This is a genomic window from Streptomyces sp. NPDC051976, assembly GCF_040680795.1.
Lineage (GTDB): Bacteria > Actinomycetota > Actinomycetes > Streptomycetales > Streptomycetaceae > Actinacidiphila.
The window spans coordinates 319,681-338,440 of the sequence record NZ_JBFAXL010000004.1 but is presented as its reverse complement, the minus strand read 5'-3'; the positions used below and the strand labels follow the sequence as shown (position 1 = coordinate 338,440).

Below are 18,760 nucleotides of genomic sequence, written 5' to 3'. Positions count from 1 at the left end.
TCTCCGATGCAGGACCATGTCACGCCCCGCCGGGTGGTGATCCTCGGCGGGGGGTTCGCCGGGCTGTTCGCCGCCCGCGCCCTGCGGAAGTCACCGGTCGCGGTGACCGTCGTCGACCGCCGTGCCCACCACCTCTTCCAGCCGCTGCTGTATCAGTGCGCCTCCGGGATCCTGTCCGAGGGGCAGATCGCCCAGCCGCTGCGCGGGGTCCTGCGGCGCCACCACAATGTGAGCTGCGTGCTCGCCGAAGCGACCGAGGTGGATGCCGGCGCCCGGCTGGTTCACGCCCGGCGGCCGGAGGGCGGATCCGTCGCGCTGCCGTACGACGATCTGATCGTCGCGGTCGGGATGCGCCAGTCGTACTTCGGGCACGACGAGTTCGCCGCGCACGCCCCCGGAATGAAGACCCTGGAAGACGCGCTGGACATCCGCCGGCGGATCTACCGGGCGTTCGAGATGGCCGAAACGGCCGCGGACGACCGGGAACGGCAGCAGTGGCTCACCTTCGCGCTCGTCGGCGGCGGCCCCACGGGGGTCGAACTCGCGGGGCAGATCCGGGAGATCGCCGGCCACACACTCGACCGGGAGTTCCGGAAGATCGATTCCGCCGCCGCCCGGGTGCTGCTCTTCGAGGGGTCCGACGCGGTGCTGGGCGCGTTCGGGCCACCGCTGGCCCACCGCGCGGCCCGGTCCTTGCAGAGCCTCGGCGTGGAGCTCCACCTGGGCACGATGGTCACCGACATCGACGCGCACGGCCTGACCGTGAAGGACCACGCCGGCGCGACGACCCGCTTCGACGCACGCACCGTGCTGTGGACGGCGGGCGTCGAGGCGCCGCCGATCGCGGCCGCGGTGGCCCGGGCGACCGGTGCCGAGCAGGACCGGGCCGGACGCATCCTCGTCGAACCCGACCTCACCATCTCCGGCCATCCGGAGATCCGCGTCACGGGCGACGTGATGAGCCTGAACCGGCTGCCGGGCCTGGCCGAGGTCGCCATGCAGTCGGGTGCGTACGCGGGCCGGAGTGTGCGGCACCAGGTCGAAGGCAGGACGAAGAAGCCGAAGCCCTTCAAGTACGTGGACCTGGGCAGCGCCGCCTACATCGCCCGCGGCCGGGCCGTGGTCAAGACCGGTCCGGTGCATCTGTCGGGCTTCACCGGCTGGCTCGCGTGGCTCTTCATCCACCTGGCCTTCCTCACCGGCTTCCGCGGCAGGCTGGGGGCGGTGCTCAGCTGGTCCGTCGCCTTCGCCACCAGCTCGCGACGCGAGCGCGCCTTCACCATGCCCGGCACCGACGCGTCGACGGCGCCCCCACCGCCGTCCTGACAGCGACCTCCCCTCGCATCCTGTCCCTCCTCAGCCCCGCCTCCTCCGCAGGGCAGACCATCGAGGCGCACATGTTCAGCACCGCTGCCTTTCTGGCGAACAGCACTCCGGCCCAGCTCCTGCCGGCCCGCGAGATGATGGCCTTCACCCTGGCCTCGCACATCCTTCTGGTCCCCTTCGGCGTGGCACTTCCGTTCATCACCGTGCTGATGCACTACCGGGCGCTGCGCCGAGGTGACGCCGTCGCCCTCATGCTCGCCCGGCGCTGGTCGGCGGTCATGGCCGTCCAGTTCGCCATCGGCATCATCACCGGCACCGTGCTGTCCTTCGAGTTCGGCCTGCTGTGGCCGGGCATGATGGGCCGCTGGGGGGACGTGTTCGGCCTCGGATTCGGTGTCGAGGCATGGGCGTTCTTCCTGGAAGCCGTGCTGATCGCGATCTACCTGTACGGGTGGCGCCGGCTCAAGCCCTGGACCCACTTCTGGCTGGCGGTGCCGCTGCCGCTGACCGCCCTGATGGGGGCGTTCGGCATCATCGCCGCCAACTCCTGGATGAACACCCCCCAGGGCTTCACCCTCGACGCCCAGGGCAAGCCGACCCACGTCACCGTGCAGCAGGCGGTCTTCACACCGATGTTCGGCCCGGAGTACTGGCACTTCGTGGTCGCGATGTTCATGACCGCCGGATACGTGGTCGCGGGCGTGTACGCGGTCGGCTGGCTGCGGGGGCGCCATGACCGCTACCACAAGCTCGGCTTCACCGTGCCGTTCACCGTTGCCGCCATCCTCACCCCCGTCCAGTTCTTCCTCGGGGACAACGCCGCTCGCGCGGTCTTCCACAAGCAGCCGATCAAGTTCGCGGCCATGGAGATCGTCTGGAAGACCGACAGGCACGTGCCGGAATACGTGTTCGGACGGTTGAACAGCAACGGGACGATCGCCGGCGGGATCAAGATCCCCCAACTGGACTCGATGCTCGCCGGATTCAAGCCCAGTACGCAGGTGACCGGGCTGACGTCGGTGCCGGCCTCCGACCGCCCCACGCCCACCGAGGCGACCATCGTCCACTTCGCCTTCGACATCATGGCCACGATCGGCAGCGTGCTGATCCTGCTGGCCCTGTGGTACGCGTGGATCTGGTGGCGGCACCGGGACCTGCCGCACAACCGTTGGTTCTTCCGCTGCGCCGCGGTCGCGGGAGCCGCCTGCCTGGTCACCGTCGAATGCGGCTGGGTCACCACGGAGGTCGGCCGCCAGCCCTGGATCGTCTTCAACCAGATGCGGGTGTCGGAGGCCGTCACCCACACCCAAGCCAGCGGGATCTGGGCCATGCTCGGCATCGTCATGGCCGTGTACGTGGCCGTCTTCGGGTCGTTCCTCGCGGTCGTCCTGAAGATGCGCACCCGCTGGCGCATCGCCGACGAGGGCGCGGCCGGGGTGCACGTCCCGACGGATCCCGAGGCCGACACACCCTACGGGCCCAGAAGCGCGCCCGAGCCGATGGCCGCGGCGGCCGCGCGCGGCGGGTCCGACCACACCCCCGGCGGTGCGTCGTAATGGCCGGGTTCATCGCATGGGTGCTGGTGACCGCGATCGCCGCCTACGCCTGCGCCGGGGGCACCGACTACGGCGCGGGCTTCTGGGACCTGCTGGCCGGCGGCGCGGAGCGCGGGAAGCGGCCCCGCTGGCTCATCGACGAGGCCATGGCACCGGTCTGGGAGGCCAACAACGTCTGGTTGATCTTCGTCCTGGTCATCATGTGGACCGGCTTCCCGACGATGTTCCAGGCCGTGTTCTCCGCGATGTGGCTGCCGCTCGCCCTCGCCGCCGTCGGCCTGGTGCTCCGCGGCGCCGGGTTCGCCCTGCGCAAGCCGGCCCACCGCCTGGCCCAACGACGGATCTACGGCGCGATGTTCGCGGTCTCGTCACTGGTCACGCCGTTCTTCCTCGGGGCGGTGCTCGGCGGCATCGCCTCCGGCCGGGTCAAGGTCGGCACGACCGCCTCCTCGGACGCCTGGGCGAATGGCACCTCCGTGCTCACCGGTCTGCTGGCCATCGCGGCCACCGCGTTCCTCGGGGCGGTGTTCCTCTGCTCCGACGCCCTCCGGTTCGGCGCACCCGATCTCGTCGAGTACTTCCGCCTGCGCGCACTGATCGCCTTCGGCGCCGTCGTGGTCCTCGCGCTCATCGCCCTGCCCGTCACCCACCACGACGCCCGCTACGTCTGGGACGGCCTCACCGGGGGCTGGGGGCTGGCGCTGATCATTGTGGCCGCGGTCTGCGGTCTGGCCACGGTGCTGCTCGTGCTGCGCCGGTCCCACGGCTGGTCCCGCTACACCTCGGTGGCAAGCGTCGCCCTGGTCGTCGGCGCGTGGGGCTGCGCGCAGCGGCCCTATCTGCTGCCCACGTCGCTGACGGTGGCTCAGGCGGCCGGCGCCGCTCACACGCTGCGCTGGCTGGTGATCGTCACGGGCATCGCGATCGTGCTGGTCGGCCCGGGGCTGGTGCTGCTCTACCGGCTCGACACCATGGGTGAGCTGGAGGAGCTCACCGACGCCGACACCCGGGCCGCCGGAGCACCGGGGGACCACCTGTAGCGGCGCGCCCGCGTCAGCGCAGCCGGTCGGCGATGTGGTCCGCGACCCGCAGGGCGTTGGCGATGGCCGTCAGGGACGGGTTCACCGCGCCGATGCTGGGGAAGAAGGACGTGTCCACGACGTAGAGGTTGTCGAGGTCGTGGGCCTTGCAGTTGACGTCCAGGGCCGAACTGGCCGGGTCCGCGCCGAACCGCACGGTTCCGGCCTGGTGCGCGGTGGCGCCGATCGGCATGCCCTTGTGCAGGTAGATGCTGTGGTCCAGCAGGTGGTGCTCGTGCATGCCCAGGTGTCCGAGCATTCCCTGCAGCTTGTGCTGGAGGCGCTTCAACCCGGCGACGTTGTTCTTCTCGTCGATGGCCAGGTGGATGGCGTCGTCCTTGTCGAGGGTGACCCGGCTCCCGGGCAGCGGCAGGTCCTCTCCGCACAGCCAGAAGTCCACGGCGTGGTGCGCCAGCACCTCGAACGGCATGTCCGGGGAGACCTTGCCGGCCCAGCGCGGCGCCTCTCCGTGGATCTGGTCGGCGTCGGACTTGCCCAGCATCTGGATGCCGCCGAGCGGGAAGTCCCAGTCGTCCGCGCCCAGGTACCAGTCGTTCATCGCCAGGGTCTTCTGGAACTTGGTGGGGTTCGGTTCCTTCGACACCGCCATCAGCGCGAGGTTGTTGTGGCGCATGTAGTGGCGTCCCACGACGTCCGAGCTGTTGGCCAGGCCGCCGGGGTGCTTGTCGTTGGCCGAACGCAGCAGCAGGACGGCGGAGTTGACCGCGCCGGCCGCGACCACCACGATGTCGGCGCTGAACTCCGCCGACTTTCCGTTCTTGAGCTCGGCGACGACTGTGGTGACGGTGTGTCCGGTCGGGTCGGTCTCCAGGCGGCGCACGTCGGCGTTGGTCACCATCGTGACGTTGTCGTGCTTCAGCGCCGGGTCGACACAGATCACCTGCGCGTCGGACTTGGCGCCCACCAGGCAGGGGAAGCCGTCGACCCGGTCGCAGCGGATGCAGACGCTGTCATGGGTGGCCCGGCCGTTGTCGTCCTGGGTGAGGTTCACGCCGATGGGCAGGTGGAACGGGTGCAGGCCGGCCTTGCCCAGATCGTCACTGAGCTGCTGGATGCGCGCCTCGTGCTCGACCGGCGGGTAGGCGTACTGCGCGCTGGTCGGCCCTCCGGTGGGGTCCTCGCCGTGCCGTCCGTGCACCAGGTAGAGGTGCTCGGCCTGGGTGTAGTACGGCTCCATGTCCTCGTAGGAGAGCGGCCAGGCCGGTGAGATCCCGTCGTGGTGCCGCAGCTCGCCGAAGTCCTCGGGCCGGAGCCGGAAGAGCGCGGCGCCGTAGAACTTCGTGTTGCCCCCGACGTAGTAGTTGACCTCCGGGGGGAACTGGTTGCCGTGCTTGTCGTACCAGAACTCCGGGGCACGGTACTTGCCCTGGACGAAGACCGCGGTGGAGTCCCAGTTGTCCCGCTCCCGGGGCAGGTAGTCGCCGCGTTCCAGGATCAGGACCCGCTTGCCGGTGGGAGCCAGCCGGTGGGCGAGCGTGCCGCCCCCCGCTCCGGTGCCGATGATGATGACGTCGTAGTGCTGGTCGTCAGCCATGAGAGGGTCCTGTTCTGAAGGAAATCGGAACATTCCGCACTGAATTCCACGCTATCGGGTGGGCCGCGGAGCGGCGACTCGGGGAGTCGAACCCGCGTTCCCTCACCTCGCCGCCCTGAGGGCGCGCTCCGCCTGGTCGACGATGATCCGCGGGTCGGCCACCGCGGCGACGGTCAGGCCGGGCTCGTCCGGCCGCAGCGGTTCGAGGGCGGCGTATTGGGAGTCCACCAGCCCGGCGGGCATGAAATGGCCCACGCGCTCGGCGACCCGCCGGTCGGCCGACGTTCGGTCGAGCTCCAGGTACAGGATCCACACGCCCGCACCCGCCCCGCGGAAGACCTCCCGGTACGCGTACTTGAGGGCCGAGCACGCCACCACCCCGCCCTGGCCGGCGTCGGTCGCCTCGTGGATCCATGCGGCGATGGACAGCAACCACGGCCTGCGGTCCTCGTCGTCGAGCGGATGGCCCGCGGCCATCTTGGCGCGGTTCGAGGCCGGGTGGACGTCGTCGGCCTCCAGGAAGGGCACTCCGAGGCGCTGCGCGAGCAGACGTCCCACGGTGGACTTGCCGCACCCCGAGACACCCATGACCACCACGACCGTGGGCACCTCGGTCACAGGACTGCTGTCGGGTTGACCGGCGAGCCGGTGGCGTCCGGCAGCCTCAGCGGGGAGATCACGCAGAGGAACGACCACCGTTCCTCCGCCTCGCAGACCGGTGCCAGGTCCTCGAACTGCAGGTAGTCCAGCAGGTGAAGGCCCATGGCGTGGATCGCGAGCACGTGCACGGGGAAGTCGACGCCGTCGGTGGAGCTCGGGGCGGTGTCGTTGTTCCCGTCGCCACCGAGGACGGCGACCCGGCGGTCCGCCAGGAACTCCATGGCGGAGGGATGGAGCCCGGCGCGCGCCTCGGCCGCGTGCCAGGGACCCAGTTCGCCGCGGCGTCTTCGGTGGCCGACCCGGACGAACAGCAGGTCCCCCTCGGTCACTTCGACCCGCTGCGCCGTCTCGGCCGCGGCGAGGTCCTCAGCCGTGACGTGGTCGCCCGGCTCGAGCCACGGCACGCCGCGCAGCCGCGGGATGTCCAGCAGCACGCCGCGTCCGACGATCCCGTCGTGCGCGGCCTCGATGGAGAGCGCCCTGGCCCCGTCCGCCGTGACGCTGCCCGCGGACACGCCACCGTGCAGTGTGCCGTCGTAGATCACGTGGCACAGCGCGTCGATGTGGCTGTCGGCGTCGCCGTGCACGTTCATCGCGAAGCTGTCCCTCGCGAAGTCGAGGCCGCTCGCGGCGGGATCGGGGACCCCGCGCATCCTGTGCCGTGCGGGCTCGGGGTTGTCCGGCCCCGGCGTCGACTCCACCGGCGCCGCGAGCGTGATCGTCCGGCCGATCCGCACTTCCCGGGCGGCGGCCACCACCCGGGCGGGAGTGAGCGCTTCGAGCGCGCCCCGTTCACCGGCGGCCCAGGCGCTGCGCGCGCGAAGGCGCTCGTACAGTGTCCCGAACTCGGTCGAGGTCAGCCGCGGTGCTCCCACCCGGCGGTCAGGTGTGACCATGGGTCAGCGCCCTTGCTTCGCGTCGAGCGCCTCGTCCAGGGTGGTGGCGGCCATGATGAGTGACAGATGGGTGAACGCCTGTGGGAAGTTCCCCAGTTGCTCCCCGGTCGGGCCGACCTCCTCCGCGAACAACCCGACGTGGTTGGCGTAGGTCTGCATCTTCTCGAACGTGTACCGGGCCTGCTGCAGCCGTCCCGCCCGGGCCAGCGCGTCGACGTAGAGGAACGTGCACAGGCTGAAGGTGCCCTCCGAGCCGCGCAGCCCGTCCGGTGAGGCGGCCGGGTCGTAGCGGTAGACGAGGCTGTCGGAGACGAGCTTGCGGTCCATCGCGTCCAGGGTGGACAGCCAGACCGGGTCCCTCGGGGCGAGGAAGCCGACCCGCGGCATCAGCAGGAGCGAGGCGTCCAGCACGTCGCCGTCGTAGTGCTGGACGAAGGCGTTCTCCTTCTGGCTCCATCCCTTGTCCATGATCTGCTCGTAGACGGCGTCCCTGGCCGCACGCCACTTGTCGATGTCGGCGGGCATGCGGAACTGGTCGGCCAGGCTCAGCCCGTGGTCGAAGGCGGCCCAGCACATCGCCCGGCTGTAGGTGAAGTCCTGGCGGCCGCCGCGGGTCTCCCAGATGCCCTCGTCCGGCCGGTCCCATGCGTCGGCCAGCCAGTCCAGCGTCCGGGCCAGCGTCTTCCATCCCTCGTAGGTGCCCTGCTGCCCGATCTCACGGCCCTGGGCGACCGCGTAGATCGCTTCCCCGTAGATGTCCAGCTGGAGCTGGTCGGCGGCACCGTTCCCGATCCGCACGGGCGCGGAACCGCGGTAGCCCTCGAAGTGGTCGAGCGTCTCCTCCGGCAGGTCGGGGCTGCCGTCGATCCGGTACATCGTCTGCAGCGGTTCGCCCCCCTTGCCCTCGCGCTCGCGCAGCCGCTCCACCAGCCAGTGCACGAACGCGGTGGCCTCGTCGGCGAAGCCGAGGTCGAGCATGGCCCGCACGGACAGCGAGCCGTCCCGTACCCAGGTGAACCGGTAGTCCCAGTTGCGCTCTCCGCCGACCTGCTCGGGCAGGCCCATGGTGGCCGCCGCGACGAGGGCGCCGGTGGGCGCGTAGGTGAGCAGCTTGAGGGTGATGACCGAACGGTGCACCAGTTCCGGCCAGCGGCCCCGGTAGCGGGACTGGCTCAGCCAGTCCTGCCAGAACTGGCCGGTGTCCTCGACCTGCGCGGTGAGCCCCTCGACCGTGGGGAACCGCGGCGCCTTGCCGCCGGGGGCACAGACGGTGAACACGGCGCCGCCCGCCTCGCCGGCGTTCAGCGTCACCCTGCCGCGCACGTCCTGTCCGTCCCGCTCCAGCGGGAACGAGCTCTGCAGGTGCGCGTCCGTCCCCGGGGACCGGAACAGGCCGGAGTGCCCGTCAAGTTCCAGCTGGTGCTCGGATCGGCCGTAGTCGAAGCGCGGCCGGCACTCGAGCGTGAAGTCGACGGTCCCCCGCACGGCACGCACGACACGTATGAGGGTGTGCCGGTCGGTGGCGGTGCGGGTCCGGTCCGGGGGCATGAAGTCGACCACCTCGCCCACCCCGTCCGGTGACATGAACCGGGTCACCAGAATGGCCGTGTCGGGGTAGTAGAGCTGCTTGCAGGTCTGGTCCGGGTGCTCGGGGGCCAGCCGGAAGAACCCGCCGCCGTCGTGGTCGAGCAGGGCGGCGAAGATGCTGGGCGAGTCGAACCGGGGAGCGGCGAACCAGTCCACGACCCCCTGCGAGGAGACGAGCGCGGCGGTCTGCAGATCGCCCACCAGGCCGTGTTCGGCGATAGGAGGGTAACGGTCCATGACTGCTCCGAAATATCGGAAATGATCCCTTTCTTCCACTATCCGCCACTCGAATGGCCCTCGCCATGCCGGTGCTGTCGACGGCCGCTCTCCCGCCGGTGCCGCCGCCCGCACCGCACCCGCCTTGCCGAACCCCTCCCTTCGGGCATTACTGGCTGGAGTCGGCCGGACACGGGAGGTTGCGCATGGAGATGATCCACGTCCGGCTGGTGAGCCCCGCCGATCTCACCTCCCGGGCGGTCGGGCTGCTGACCGACGACCGCTATGTCTTCAATCTGGTCGTCCTTCCCGGAAGGGCGCGCAACCCCGACGGTGACGCGATCGAGTGCGACATCCTGGCCGGCGCGGCCAACACCGTGCTGGGCGGTCTGCGCGAGCTGGAAGTCGACCGTCGCGGGTCCATCGTCATCGAGCCGGTCGAGATGGCCTTCTCCGGCGCCGCGGCGACGGCGGAGCGGCAGCAGCTCGGGTCGCTCGCCCACGCGCCGGTCTGGGAGGAGGTGGAGGCGCGCATCCGCGCCGAGGGCACCTACCTGCCGAGCTTCTACGTCTACCTGGTCATCGCCGGGCTCATCGGGGCGGTGGGCATCCTCACCAACTCCCAGATCCTGATCGTCGCGGCGATGGTCGTCGGACCGGAGTACGGCGCCATCACCAGCGTCGCGCTGGGCATCGACCGCGGCAACGGCACCAGGATCCGGCAGGGCCTGTTCGCCCTGACGGCCGGATTCTCGCTGGCCGTCCTGGCGACATTGCTGTTCTCGTGGGCCATCCGGGGCCTCGACCTCCAGCCCAAGGCGTTCGAGCTGGGCATCAGACCTGTCTCCACACTGATCGACGCCCCCGACTTCTTCTCCGTCGTCGTCGCGGTCCTGGCCGGCATCGTGGGGATCGTGTCGCTGACCCAGGCCAGGACGAGCGCACTGCTCGGCGTCTTCATCTCCGTCACCACCATCCCGGCCGCCGCCGACATCGGTGTCTCCTGCGCGTTCTCCAGTTGGAGCGAGGCACGCGGATCCCTGATCCAGCTCCTGCTCAACATCGTGCTGCTGATCGTGGTGGGCGTGCTGATGCTCAGATTCCAACGGGCCGTCTGGCAGCGCATCAGCCGGCGCCGCGCACGCCCGGACAGCGCCTGACGCCGTTGTCCCCTGGCTCCTACGGGCGAAAACGCCAGGCCGATGCGCCCACGGGAACGTGTCGCGCTTGACCGGGCCGCTGCCGGGCCGCACGCTCCGGACGAGGGGCCGACGCCGCAGGCCACCGACGCGCCCACGTCTGAGGACCGCTGCCGGGCGGGCGAGGAGGCCACGCATGCAGGACAGCCGCACCGGACGGCAGCTGACCCTACGCCACGGCGCGCACACCGCCGTTGTCGTCGAGTTGGGGGCGGCGCTCCGGTCGTACACGGTCGGGGATCGTGCCGTACTCGACGGCTTCGCCCCGCAGGACCGGATCACCGGCGGGCGCGGCCAGATCCTCGTGCCGTGGCCCAACCGGATCCGGGACGGCAGGTACCGCTGGGACGGGCAGGACCTGCAGCTGCCACTCACCGAGCCGACCGGCGGAAACGCCATCCACGGGCTGCTCCGGTGGACCTCGTGGCAGGTCGTGGAGGCGAGCGACAGCCGGGCCGTCCTGGACGTGACGCTGTGGCCGCAGCCGGGCTACCCCTTCCACCTCCACGTCCGCGCCGCATACACCCTGGGCGAGGGCGGGCTCGAGACCGCCGTCACCGCCCGCAACCTCGGCGCGAGCGCCGCACCCTACGGCTTCGGCCAGCATCCCTACGTCATGGCGGGCACCCCGGTCGTCGACGAAGCGGTGCTGACGGTCCCCGCACGGACCTGGCTGCGCACCGATGAACGCGGTCTGCCCGTGGCCGTCGAGCCGGTCGCCGGGACGGCGTACGACTTCCGCACCCCGCAGGCTGTCGGGGCGCGGAGGCTGGACACCCCTTTCGGCGACCTCGACCGGGACGCGGACGGGCGGGCCGTCGTACGGCTGGCCCACCCGTCGGGTGCGTTCGGCACGGACGTGTGGGCCGGTGAAGGAGCCGACTACGTGCAGCTCTACACCGGCGACACCCTGCCCGAGGGACAGCGCCGCCGCGCGATCGCCATCGAGCCGATGACATGCCCGCCGGACGCCTTCCACAGCGGCACGGCGGTCGTCAGCCTCGGCGCCGGCGAGCGGCACACGACCCGCTGGGGGATCAGGCCGTGGGAACAGTGAGCACACCGCGAACCCGAGCAGCGCGACCCTCGTCGGACTGAGATGACGACGAACCAGGTGCTGATCGGCGTGGGCCTGATCATGGTGCTCGCCGTCGGATCGCAGATCCTGGCCGGCCGCCTGCGGATCCCCGCCCTCATCGTCCTGCTCCCGGTCGGCTTCGCCGCGGGGGCGCTCATCGACGACGTCGACCCGCAGCGGCTGCTGGGCCCGGCGTTCTCACCGCTGGTGTCCCTGGCCGTCGCCGTGATCCTCTACGACGCCGGCCTCGGGCTCGAACTGGCGAGGCTGAAAGGACACACCCGCCGTGTCGTGCTCAGGCTGATCTGGATCGGCGTCCCCATTACCTGGATCCTCGGCACGCTTCTCGCCGCGCCGCTCCTGGGCATGTCCCATCGGGCGGCCGTCATGATCGGCGCGATCCTCGTGGTCTCGGGGCCGACGGTCGTCGGACCGCTGCTCAGTTTCGTGCGACCGAAGGACCGGCTCCAGCACATCCTGGTCTGGGAAGGCTCCCTCATCGACCCGGTCGGGGGCATTCTGGGGGCACTCGTCTTCCACGCGGTCAGCGAGAGCACGAAGCACCATCGTGTCAGCTCGGTGCTGGGCTTTCTGGCCAGCATGGGCACCGGACTGGCCGGGGGCGTGATCGGGGCGGCCGTGCTGTGGACGCTGTTCCGGTGGCTGCGGCTCGGCGAGATCCTCGGCACCACGGCGCAGCTCGCCGCCGTGATCGGCGTGGCGGCGTTCTGCGATGTCCTGCGCGACGACACGGGGCTCATCGCCGCCGTGGTGATGGGCCTGGCCATCGCCAACCTCCCCGGCATCGACACTCCGGCGCGCAGGCCGTTCTTCGAGACCCTGGTCAGCCTGGTCCTGGGCCTGCTCTTCATCTCGATCTCGGCCACCGTCACCCCCATGTCCCTGCGCCACGTCGTGCTGCCCGCGCTCGGCCTCGCCGCCTTTCTGGTACTGGTCGTCAGGCCGCTGGTCGCGGCCGTGTCCACCCTGGGCACCGACCTGGGACGCGGCGAGCGGGGCTTCATCGGCTGGATGGCGCCTCGTGGCATCGTCGCGGCGGCCACCGCGTCGACGTTCTCGTCCACCCTGGTGGCAAAGGGCATCGGCGGCGCGTCGAAGATCCTCCCCGCCACGTTCCTGGTCATCGTCGCGACCGTGACGCTCTACGGCCTGACCGCCTCACCCATCGCCCGGCGCCTGCGCGTCGTACGCCCGTCCCGCTCGCGGCCGCTCCTGGTGGGCGGAGACCCCTGGGTGGTCGACCTGGGACTCGCGCTGCAGTCGGCGGGGCTGGAAGTGCTGATGTGGGCAGGGCAGGAGCAGCAGCGCGAACGCATCGAGCAGGCCGGAATCGCGATCGCGCCCGGCGAGCTGCTGGCCGCCGCCACCGGAAAGCACGCCGAACTGGAAGGCATCACGGCGGTGTTCCTCCTCACCGCCGAGGACGACTTCAACGCGCTGGCGACCGCGATTCTGCAGGGCACCCTGGAGGAGGCGGTCCACCGCATCGCCGCCCCGCCCGACAGCCGCGGGGTCGTGGCACCGTTCATCGGCGGCGAGGTCCTGTTCGGCCCGGAACTGAACGGGCCCGCGTTCACCAGCAGATACGAGGACGGGGACACCGTCCTCGCCCGGCCCGCCGGTGACGTCCCGCCGCCCGGCCACGACCTTCTGTTCCGCGTACGGCGGGACGGCCGCCTCGTCCCGGTCACGGAAGGCAGCGAACCACTGCCCGAGCCAGGGGACACACTCGTCCTGCTGGCCCCGGGCGGTCGCGGCGCCGCGACTGCGCCCGGATAGCCCGGACGCGGGCGAACCGACCTACGTGGGGCGCGCCACCTCGTAGTCGCCGCTGTCGATGTCCCCTTCGGAGCCCGTGCCCGGCCCGGACCCGTCCACCAGCGGGTCCGCGGCGGTGCCGGCGGCCGCCGCGGTGTCGGCCGCCGAGGCCGCCGGGTGCGCGGTCCAGCCACCCGGGGGCGTGACCGCGATCGGCCGCCACCACCAGTCGTCCGGCTGCTCGTCCACGGGTTCGAAGGGGGCGCCGGGGCGGGGGGTGGCGATTTTGGAGCCGGTCTCGCGGGCGGCGGCGACGGTGCCCTCGGCGGGGTCGGCCCAGGCGTGCTGGGCCAGGTTGAAGGTGCCCCAGTGGATCGGCATCATCGTGCCCCGCGGCTGCCCGCCGGACAGGTCGACATGCGCCTGCATGCCCTCGGCCGGCGTCATGTGGATGTCGGGCCAGAACTCGCTGTAGGCGCCGATCTGGATCATCGTGGCGTCGAAGGGGCCGTGCTCGGCGCCGATGTCGGCGAAGCCGGGGAAGTAGCCGGTGTCGCCGCTGTGGAAGATCCGGTGGGTGCCGTCGGTGACCGCCCAGGACGCCCAGAGGGTCTGCTGGCGGCCGCGCAGGCCGCGGCCGCAGAAGTGGCGGGCCGGGGTGGCGGTCAGGGTGAGCCCGGCGACCTCGGTCGACTCGTTCCAGTCCAGCTCGCGCAGCCGCTCAGGGGCCACACCCCAGAACTCCAGGTGCGCGCCGACGCCCAGCGGCACGGCGAAGACGACGTCGCTGTGGACCAGCGCCATGATCGAGGGCATGTCCAGGTGGTCGTAGTGGTCGTGCGAGATCACCACCACGTCGAGCCCGGTCAGCGACTCCAGCGGGACCGGCGTGGGGTGCACCCGCTTCGGCCCCGCGAAGGCGAACGGCGAGCAGCGCTCCCCCCAGACCGGGTCGAACAGCACCCGCCGCCCGCCGATCTCGGCGAGCACCGTCGAGTGGCCCATCCAGGTCAGCCGCAGCCCGGAGGCCGGCGGCCGGGCCAGGTCCGCGAGCGTGGTCGGGTGCACGGGCACGGTGCCGACCGGCTTGCGCGGCAGCCGGGCCTCCTTGCGCAGATTGGCCGGGAGGGACTTGATCAGGTCCCCGTTGGGGACGGTTCTGGCGCCGACCGGGTTGATGAAGGCGCCGTCCGCGTAGTTCGGTGACTTCTGGATGCGTTCCAGCCGCGCGCCGGTGGGGTCCGCGCCGAACGGCGCCGGGCGGAGCTTCACGAGGCGGGACGGCTGTCGGCCGGCGCCGGTCACGGGTCCTCCAGGCAGATGGTGTCGGTCGGCGGGGTCCCGCCAGAACCATTATGCGGGGACGCGCACGGGACCAAGTGGCAGATCTTCCCTGCCGGGATACGTATCCGCAGGTCACAGAGGTGCGGAAGGCGGGTCAGATGGCGCAACACACTGGCAACACCATTGCGGCCGCCCGCTCGGTAGTGTCCGTGCACGGCAGCCGGAGACCGCTGCCGAGGTACCCGCCGAACGGCCGCGTACCTCGTACGTACCGACCGACACCGGAGCGCCCGATGCCAGCCGAACGCACCCGCGAGCACACCGCACCGGTGGCCGCCGCGCGGCGCCGCAGGCTGCGGGCCGACCGGGCCATGCAACTGGCCGACCTGCTGCGCAGGCAGGTGCTCGGGCACGCCTTCGCCGACGGAGTGCTCCCGCACGAGGACGCGCTGGGGGCGGAGTACGGGGTGTCGCGCAACACCGTGCGGCAGGCGCTCGACCTGCTGCGGGCCGAGGGCCTGGTGGAGCGGGTGCCGGGGCTCGGCACGGTCGTGGTGGGCGAGAAGTACCCGCACGGCCTCGACCGGCTGATGGGGCTCGCGGAGACCCTGCACCCGCACGGCCGGGTCACCAACGAGGTGCGCGCGCTCAGCACCGTGCGCGCCCCGGCGACGGTGGCGAGCCGGCTGCACGTTCCCGAGCACACCGACGTGCTCTATGTGGAGCGGCTGCGCAGGCTGGACGGGCTACCGCTCTCCCTGGACCTGACCTATGTGCCGATGGACCTCGGCATCGGGCTGCTCGGCGCGGACCTGGAGAACACCGACGTCTTCCGGCTGCTGGAGGATCTGTCCGGCCAGCCGCTGGGCACCGCGGAGATCACCCTGGAGGCGGTCAGCGCCGACCCGCACTCCGCCGCCGTGCTCGAAGCGCCGCGCGGCGCCGCCCTGTTGATGCTGGAGCGGCTGACCCATCTGTCCGACGGCCGCCCGGTGGACCTGGAGTTCGTACGGTTCCGCGGCGACCGCATCACCATGCGCGGCCTGCTGCACCGCGCCACGTCCTGACACCCGCGGGCCCGCCCCGCCGCGGCCTGATCCGCACCCACCACCCCACCCTCACCGGAGACAGCCATGCCTGTCGTGCCCCAGCGCGCCGACGTGCCCGTGACCATCGACGAGTCCCTGTGCATCGACGGCTGCACCCTGTGCGTCGACATGTGCCCGCTGGACTCCCTGGCGATCAACCCCGACAGCGGCAAGGCGTACATGCACGTCGACGAGTGCTGGTACTGCGGCCCCTGCGCCGCCCGCTGCCCGACCGGCGCGGTCACGGTCAACATGCCCTACCTGTTGCGTTGAGAGGTGCGGAGACAATGCGCAAGTTCCTCGTGGCGGCCGGTGCCGCCGCCCTGCTGCTGCCGCTGGCGGGCTGCGGTTCCGGCTCGGGTGACGGCGGCGGCCGGACCGTCACCGTCCATGTCGGCTACCAGTCGAAGACGATCAACACGGTGACGGCGGGCACCCTGCTGCGCTCGCTCGGGTACTTCGAGCGGCAACTGGCCGCGCTGGGCCGCCGGGACGGGATCACGTACAAGGTCGACTGGCAGGACTACGCGACCGGAGCGCCGATCACCGCGCAGATGGTGGCGGGGAAGATCGACATCGGGTCGATGGGCGACTTCCCGCTGCTGCTCAACGCCGCCCGCGGCGTCCAGTTGCGCCACCCCACCAAGCTGGTCTCGGTGACCGGGTACAACCTGCGCGGCGGCCTCAACATGGTGGTGACGAAGCCGGATTCGACGCTCACCGACCTCGGCGGGCTGCGCGGCGGGAAGGTGTCCACGAGCATCGGCTCGGCGGCGGACGGCACGCTGGTCCGCGCGCTCCAACTGCGGGGTGTGGACGCCGAGAAGGATCTGCACAAGCTCAACCAGCAGCCCGCGGTGGGTGCTTCGGCGCTCCAGGCGGGCAGTGTGGACGCGCTGTCGCAGTTCGTGGCGTGGCCGGGCCTGCTGGTCTTGCAGGGCAAGGCGAAACCGCTCTACGACGGCGCCGCGCTCGACCTGCCGACCTTCCACGGCGTCACGGTCCGGCAGTCCTTCGCCGACAAGCGGTCGGCCGTCGTGGACGCCTTCCTGGCCGCGCAGATCCAGGCGACCGGCTATCTGCACGCCCATCCGCTGGCGGCGGCCGAGAAGGTCGCGCAGGCCACCGGGCTGCCACCCGAGGTGGTCTACCTCTACAACGGGCCCGGCGGGATCGCCACCTTCGACCCGACGCTCAAGCCGCGGCTCGTGGCCGCGCTCAAGAAGGACGTGCCGGTGCTGGCGTCGGAGAAGCTGGTCGACTCGATCGACGTGGACTCCTTCGTCGACGACTCCTTCGTGCGCCGCGCGCAAGGGGCCTCGTACGACAAGCAGTTGGCGTCGACGGCCAATCCGGCGCCGGTGGCGGGCACCGACCCGGTGTGCGGCGGGACCGTGGGCGATCCGGCGACGGCGAGCGAGGCATGGCCGTCGGGGAAGCAGACCACGGTCGCCTTCGCCACCCCGAGCTGCCTGCTGCGCTACCTCGGGCAGCACCCCGGCGGCGCGGTGCGCGCCGCGTACGCGCCGGACGCCCTGACCGGCACCCGCTGGTTCGCCGACCGCGCGGTGTGGGCGCGGGACCCGGCGGCCGACGCCAAGTCCCGCTTCCAGCCGTTCACGACGGCGGAGAACGCCCGCGCCTGGCTGGGCAAGCACCCCGGCGCGCGCCTGGTGACCTTCCAGCAGGCCCTGAGCGAGGCGCCGTGAGACTCGAACCCTGGTACCGCTACGCGCTGCGCGTGCTGTCGCTGCTCGGCTTCCTCGCCGCGTGGCAGGCGCTGACCGCATTCCGGGTCCATGTGTGGGTGCACTTCGAGGAGTTGCCCACGGTCGTGCAGGTCGCGAAGGAGTTCGGCCACCGGGTCCGCGGCGGCACGTACTGGCAGGACCTCGGCGACAGCCTGGGCCGGATCCTCACCGGGTTCGGGCTGGCGGCCGTCCTCGGGGTCGCCGCCGGAGTCGCGATCGGCCGGTCCCCGCTGGTCCAGGACCTGTTGGGCCCGGTGGTGGAGATCCTGCGGCCGATCCCGGCGATCGCGCTGGTCCCGGTGGCGATCCTGCTGTTCCCCAGCAACGAGCAGGGCATCGTCTTCATCACCTTCTCGGCGGCGTTCTTCCCCGTCCTGGTCAGCACCCGGCACGCGGTGCGCGCGCTGACCCCGGTCTGGGAGGAGGCGGTGCTGACCATGGGCGGCGGCCGGTGGCGGGTGCTGCTGCAGGTGGTGCTGCCGGGCGCGCTGCCCGGGATCTTCAGCGGTCTGTCGGTCGGCATCGGGGTGGCCTGGATCTGTGTGATCTCCGCGGAGATGATCTCCGGTGAGTACGGGGTGGGCTACCGCACCTGGCAGGACTACACGGTGGTGGACTACCCGGGCGTGCTCGTCGGGATGGTCACCATCGGGCTGCTCGGCCATCTCACCTCCTCCGCCGTGGAGTTCGCCGGGCGCCGGGCGACCCGCTGGCTGCCGCGCACCGACGCCGCCGCGCGGCCGGAGCGGCGCGGGAGGGCCGCGGGCCGCCGCCGTACGGGCAAGGCGTCCCCGGCCACGCCGGTACCCGCGCCCGCGCCGCCGTCCGCTCCCGTACCCGCGTCCGCATCCACATCCACATCCGCGTCCGTATCCGCATCCCAGGGCAGGTGAATCCGATGACGCTCTCCCCCACGGCCGCGCCCAGCGCGCCCCCGGCGGCCGAGGTGCCCGACGGCGCCCGGCTGACGCTGCACGACGCCGCCATCGGCCGCCGCGGGGCGCCCCCGGTGCTCGACGGGATCGGGCTGGACGTGGTGCCCGGCGAAGTGCTGGCCGTGGTCGGCGCGTCGGGGTGCGGGAAGTCCACGCTGCTGCGGACGCTGGCCGGGCTGCTGCCGGCGCTCGGCGGTGAGGTACGCGAGGACGGGGCGCCGGTGACCGGGCCCGGCGGCGGCCGGGCGCTGGTGTTCCAGGAGGACGGGCTGCTGCCGTGGCGTACCGCGCGGGCCAATGTCGAACTGCCGCTGGCCATCGGCCGGGTGGGGCGCACCCGGCGGCGGGCCGCGGCCGTGGAGTGGCTGGCCAGGGTGGGCCTGGCGGGATACGAGGACCGGCTGCCGCACCGGCTGTCCGGCGGCCAGCGGCAGCGGGTGCAGCTCGCCCGCGCGCTGGCCGGTGAGCCCCGGGCGCTGCTGATGGACGAGCCGTTCGGCGCCCTGGACGCGCAGACCAGGGCCGGGATGCAGCAGTTGCTGGTGGACGTGCTGCGCACCACCCGGGCCACCGTCGTCTTCGTGACGCACGACGTCGACGAGGCGCTCTTGCTCGGCGACCGGGTGGCGCTGCTCGGCGCCTCCCAGGACGGCCCGCCGGTCCGGCTCCTGGAGGTGCCGCGCCCGCGCGACCGCGCCGCGCACGACGATCCCGGCACCGCCGCCGTCCGCCGTGAGCTGCTGGCGTCGCTCACCTCGTCCTGACCCACCC

At 71.7% G+C, this 18,760-nt stretch carries 16 protein-coding genes; 11 read left to right on the top strand and 5 right to left on the bottom strand.

What is annotated here, in order from left to right; translation table 11 throughout:
- Positions 1-6: 6 nt before the first annotated feature.
- The 3 genes from AB0M29_RS07300 to AB0M29_RS07290 all read left to right on the top strand — a co-directional run bounded on the left by AB0M29_RS07300 (position 7) and on the right by AB0M29_RS07290 (position 3,922).
- On the top strand, positions 7-1,326 hold the full coding sequence (locus AB0M29_RS07300; protein WP_365380172.1) for an NAD(P)/FAD-dependent oxidoreductase: 1,320 nt from the start codon (positions 7-9) through the stop codon (positions 1,324-1,326).
- A gap of 71 nt (positions 1,327-1,397) precedes the next feature.
- Positions 1,398-2,882 carry a cytochrome ubiquinol oxidase subunit I gene (locus AB0M29_RS07295; RefSeq protein ID WP_365380169.1) on the top strand — a complete coding sequence of 495 codons (1,485 nt, stop codon included), beginning with the start codon at positions 1,398-1,400 and terminating at the stop codon, positions 2,880-2,882.
- On the top strand, positions 2,882-3,922 hold the full coding sequence (locus AB0M29_RS07290) for a cytochrome d ubiquinol oxidase subunit II (protein ID WP_365380166.1): 1,041 nt from the start codon (positions 2,882-2,884) through the stop codon (positions 3,920-3,922). The genes AB0M29_RS07295 and AB0M29_RS07290 overlap by 1 nt, the downstream gene beginning before the upstream one ends.
- A gap of 13 nt (positions 3,923-3,935) precedes the next feature.
- Here AB0M29_RS07290 and AB0M29_RS07285 read toward each other — a convergent pair whose 3' ends face one another.
- The 4 genes from AB0M29_RS07285 to AB0M29_RS07270 form a co-directional block, all read right to left on the bottom strand.
- Positions 3,936-5,516 (bottom strand): GMC family oxidoreductase, encoded by a 1,581-nt coding sequence (locus AB0M29_RS07285; RefSeq protein WP_365380164.1) that lies wholly within the window; start codon positions 5,514-5,516, stop codon positions 3,936-3,938.
- A 102-nt stretch (positions 5,517-5,618) separates the two neighbouring features.
- Positions 5,619-6,134: a gluconokinase gene (locus tag AB0M29_RS07280; RefSeq protein WP_365380161.1), complete on the bottom strand. Its 516-nt coding sequence runs from the start codon at positions 6,132-6,134 to the stop codon at positions 5,619-5,621.
- Entirely contained in the window at positions 6,131-7,072 is a 942-nt protein-coding gene (locus tag AB0M29_RS07275; RefSeq protein ID WP_365380158.1) for a cyclase family protein, read from the bottom strand. The genes AB0M29_RS07280 and AB0M29_RS07275 overlap by 4 nt, the downstream gene beginning before the upstream one ends.
- 3 nt (positions 7,073-7,075) lie before the next feature.
- Entirely contained in the window at positions 7,076-8,896 is a 1,821-nt protein-coding gene (locus tag AB0M29_RS07270; RefSeq protein WP_365380155.1) for a glycoside hydrolase family 15 protein, read from the bottom strand.
- 185 nt (positions 8,897-9,081) lie between these two features.
- Here AB0M29_RS07270 and AB0M29_RS07265 point away from each other — a divergent pair, with 185 nt between their 5' ends.
- The 3 genes from AB0M29_RS07265 to AB0M29_RS07255 all read left to right on the top strand — a co-directional run bounded on the left by AB0M29_RS07265 (position 9,082) and on the right by AB0M29_RS07255 (position 12,952).
- Positions 9,082-10,035, top strand: coding sequence for a DUF389 domain-containing protein (locus AB0M29_RS07265; protein WP_365380152.1), 954 nt, complete (start codon positions 9,082-9,084; stop codon positions 10,033-10,035).
- Between the two features lie 175 nt (positions 10,036-10,210).
- On the top strand, positions 10,211-11,131 hold the full coding sequence (locus tag AB0M29_RS07260; RefSeq protein ID WP_365380149.1) for an aldose 1-epimerase family protein: 921 nt from the start codon (positions 10,211-10,213) through the stop codon (positions 11,129-11,131).
- A 42-nt stretch (positions 11,132-11,173) separates the two neighbouring features.
- Complete coding sequence (locus AB0M29_RS07255) at positions 11,174-12,952, top strand: sodium:proton antiporter (RefSeq protein WP_365380147.1); 1,779 nt, start codon at positions 11,174-11,176, stop codon at positions 12,950-12,952.
- Between the two features lie 21 nt (positions 12,953-12,973).
- Here AB0M29_RS07255 and AB0M29_RS07250 read toward each other — a convergent pair whose 3' ends face one another.
- Positions 12,974-14,236: an MBL fold metallo-hydrolase gene (locus tag AB0M29_RS07250; protein WP_365380145.1), complete on the bottom strand. Its 1,263-nt coding sequence runs from the start codon at positions 14,234-14,236 to the stop codon at positions 12,974-12,976.
- A 272-nt stretch (positions 14,237-14,508) separates the two neighbouring features.
- On the opposite strand from AB0M29_RS07250, the gene AB0M29_RS07245 reads away from it, so the two are divergent.
- From AB0M29_RS07245 to AB0M29_RS07225, 5 genes are all read left to right on the top strand, one after another.
- A complete protein-coding gene (locus AB0M29_RS07245; RefSeq protein WP_365380142.1) occupies positions 14,509-15,282 on the top strand; it encodes a GntR family transcriptional regulator in 774 nt (257 codons plus the stop codon).
- Between the two features lie 66 nt (positions 15,283-15,348).
- The gene (locus tag AB0M29_RS07240; RefSeq protein WP_365380139.1) at positions 15,349-15,576 is read left to right on the top strand and encodes a ferredoxin family protein; all 228 of its coding nucleotides are present in this window, start codon (positions 15,349-15,351) and stop codon (positions 15,574-15,576) included.
- A 14-nt stretch (positions 15,577-15,590) separates the two neighbouring features.
- Positions 15,591-17,012: an ABC transporter substrate-binding protein gene (locus AB0M29_RS07235; RefSeq protein ID WP_365380137.1), complete on the top strand. Its 1,422-nt coding sequence runs from the start codon at positions 15,591-15,593 to the stop codon at positions 17,010-17,012.
- Positions 17,009-17,947: an ABC transporter permease gene (locus tag AB0M29_RS07230; RefSeq protein WP_365380134.1), complete on the top strand. Its 939-nt coding sequence runs from the start codon at positions 17,009-17,011 to the stop codon at positions 17,945-17,947. The genes AB0M29_RS07235 and AB0M29_RS07230 overlap by 4 nt, the downstream gene beginning before the upstream one ends.
- A 5-nt stretch (positions 17,948-17,952) precedes the next feature.
- On the top strand, positions 17,953-18,753 hold the full coding sequence (locus AB0M29_RS07225; RefSeq protein WP_365380132.1) for an ABC transporter ATP-binding protein: 801 nt from the start codon (positions 17,953-17,955) through the stop codon (positions 18,751-18,753).
- Positions 18,754-18,760 lie beyond the last annotated feature (7 nt).

Bases quoted from the DNA above. Each gene is read 5' to 3' on its own strand.
- AB0M29_RS07295 (WP_365380169.1), top strand. From the start codon at position 1,398: ATGTTCAGCACCGCTGCCTTTCTGGCGAACAGCACTCCGGCCCAGCTC.
- AB0M29_RS07290 (WP_365380166.1), top strand. From the start codon at position 2,882: ATGGCCGGGTTCATCGCATGGGTGCTGGTGACCGCGATCGCCGCCTAC.
- AB0M29_RS07245 (WP_365380142.1), top strand. From the start codon at position 14,509: ATGCCAGCCGAACGCACCCGCGAGCACACCGCACCGGTGGCCGCCGCG.
- AB0M29_RS07260 (WP_365380149.1), top strand. From the start codon at position 10,211: ATGCAGGACAGCCGCACCGGACGGCAGCTGACCCTACGCCACGGCGCG.
- AB0M29_RS07255 (WP_365380147.1), top strand. From the start codon at position 11,174: ATGACGACGAACCAGGTGCTGATCGGCGTGGGCCTGATCATGGTGCTC.
- AB0M29_RS07240 (WP_365380139.1), top strand. From the start codon at position 15,349: ATGCCTGTCGTGCCCCAGCGCGCCGACGTGCCCGTGACCATCGACGAG.
- AB0M29_RS07275 (WP_365380158.1), bottom strand. From the start codon at position 7,072: ATGGTCACACCTGACCGCCGGGTGGGAGCACCGCGGCTGACCTCGACC.
- AB0M29_RS07235 (WP_365380137.1), top strand. From the start codon at position 15,591: ATGCGCAAGTTCCTCGTGGCGGCCGGTGCCGCCGCCCTGCTGCTGCCG.
- AB0M29_RS07285 (WP_365380164.1), bottom strand. From the start codon at position 5,516: ATGGCTGACGACCAGCACTACGACGTCATCATCATCGGCACCGGAGCG.
- AB0M29_RS07270 (WP_365380155.1), bottom strand. From the start codon at position 8,896: ATGGACCGTTACCCTCCTATCGCCGAACACGGCCTGGTGGGCGATCTG.
- AB0M29_RS07265 (WP_365380152.1), top strand. From the start codon at position 9,082: ATGGAGATGATCCACGTCCGGCTGGTGAGCCCCGCCGATCTCACCTCC.
- AB0M29_RS07300 (WP_365380172.1), top strand. From the start codon at position 7: ATGCAGGACCATGTCACGCCCCGCCGGGTGGTGATCCTCGGCGGGGGG.
- AB0M29_RS07225 (WP_365380132.1), top strand. From the start codon at position 17,953: ATGACGCTCTCCCCCACGGCCGCGCCCAGCGCGCCCCCGGCGGCCGAG.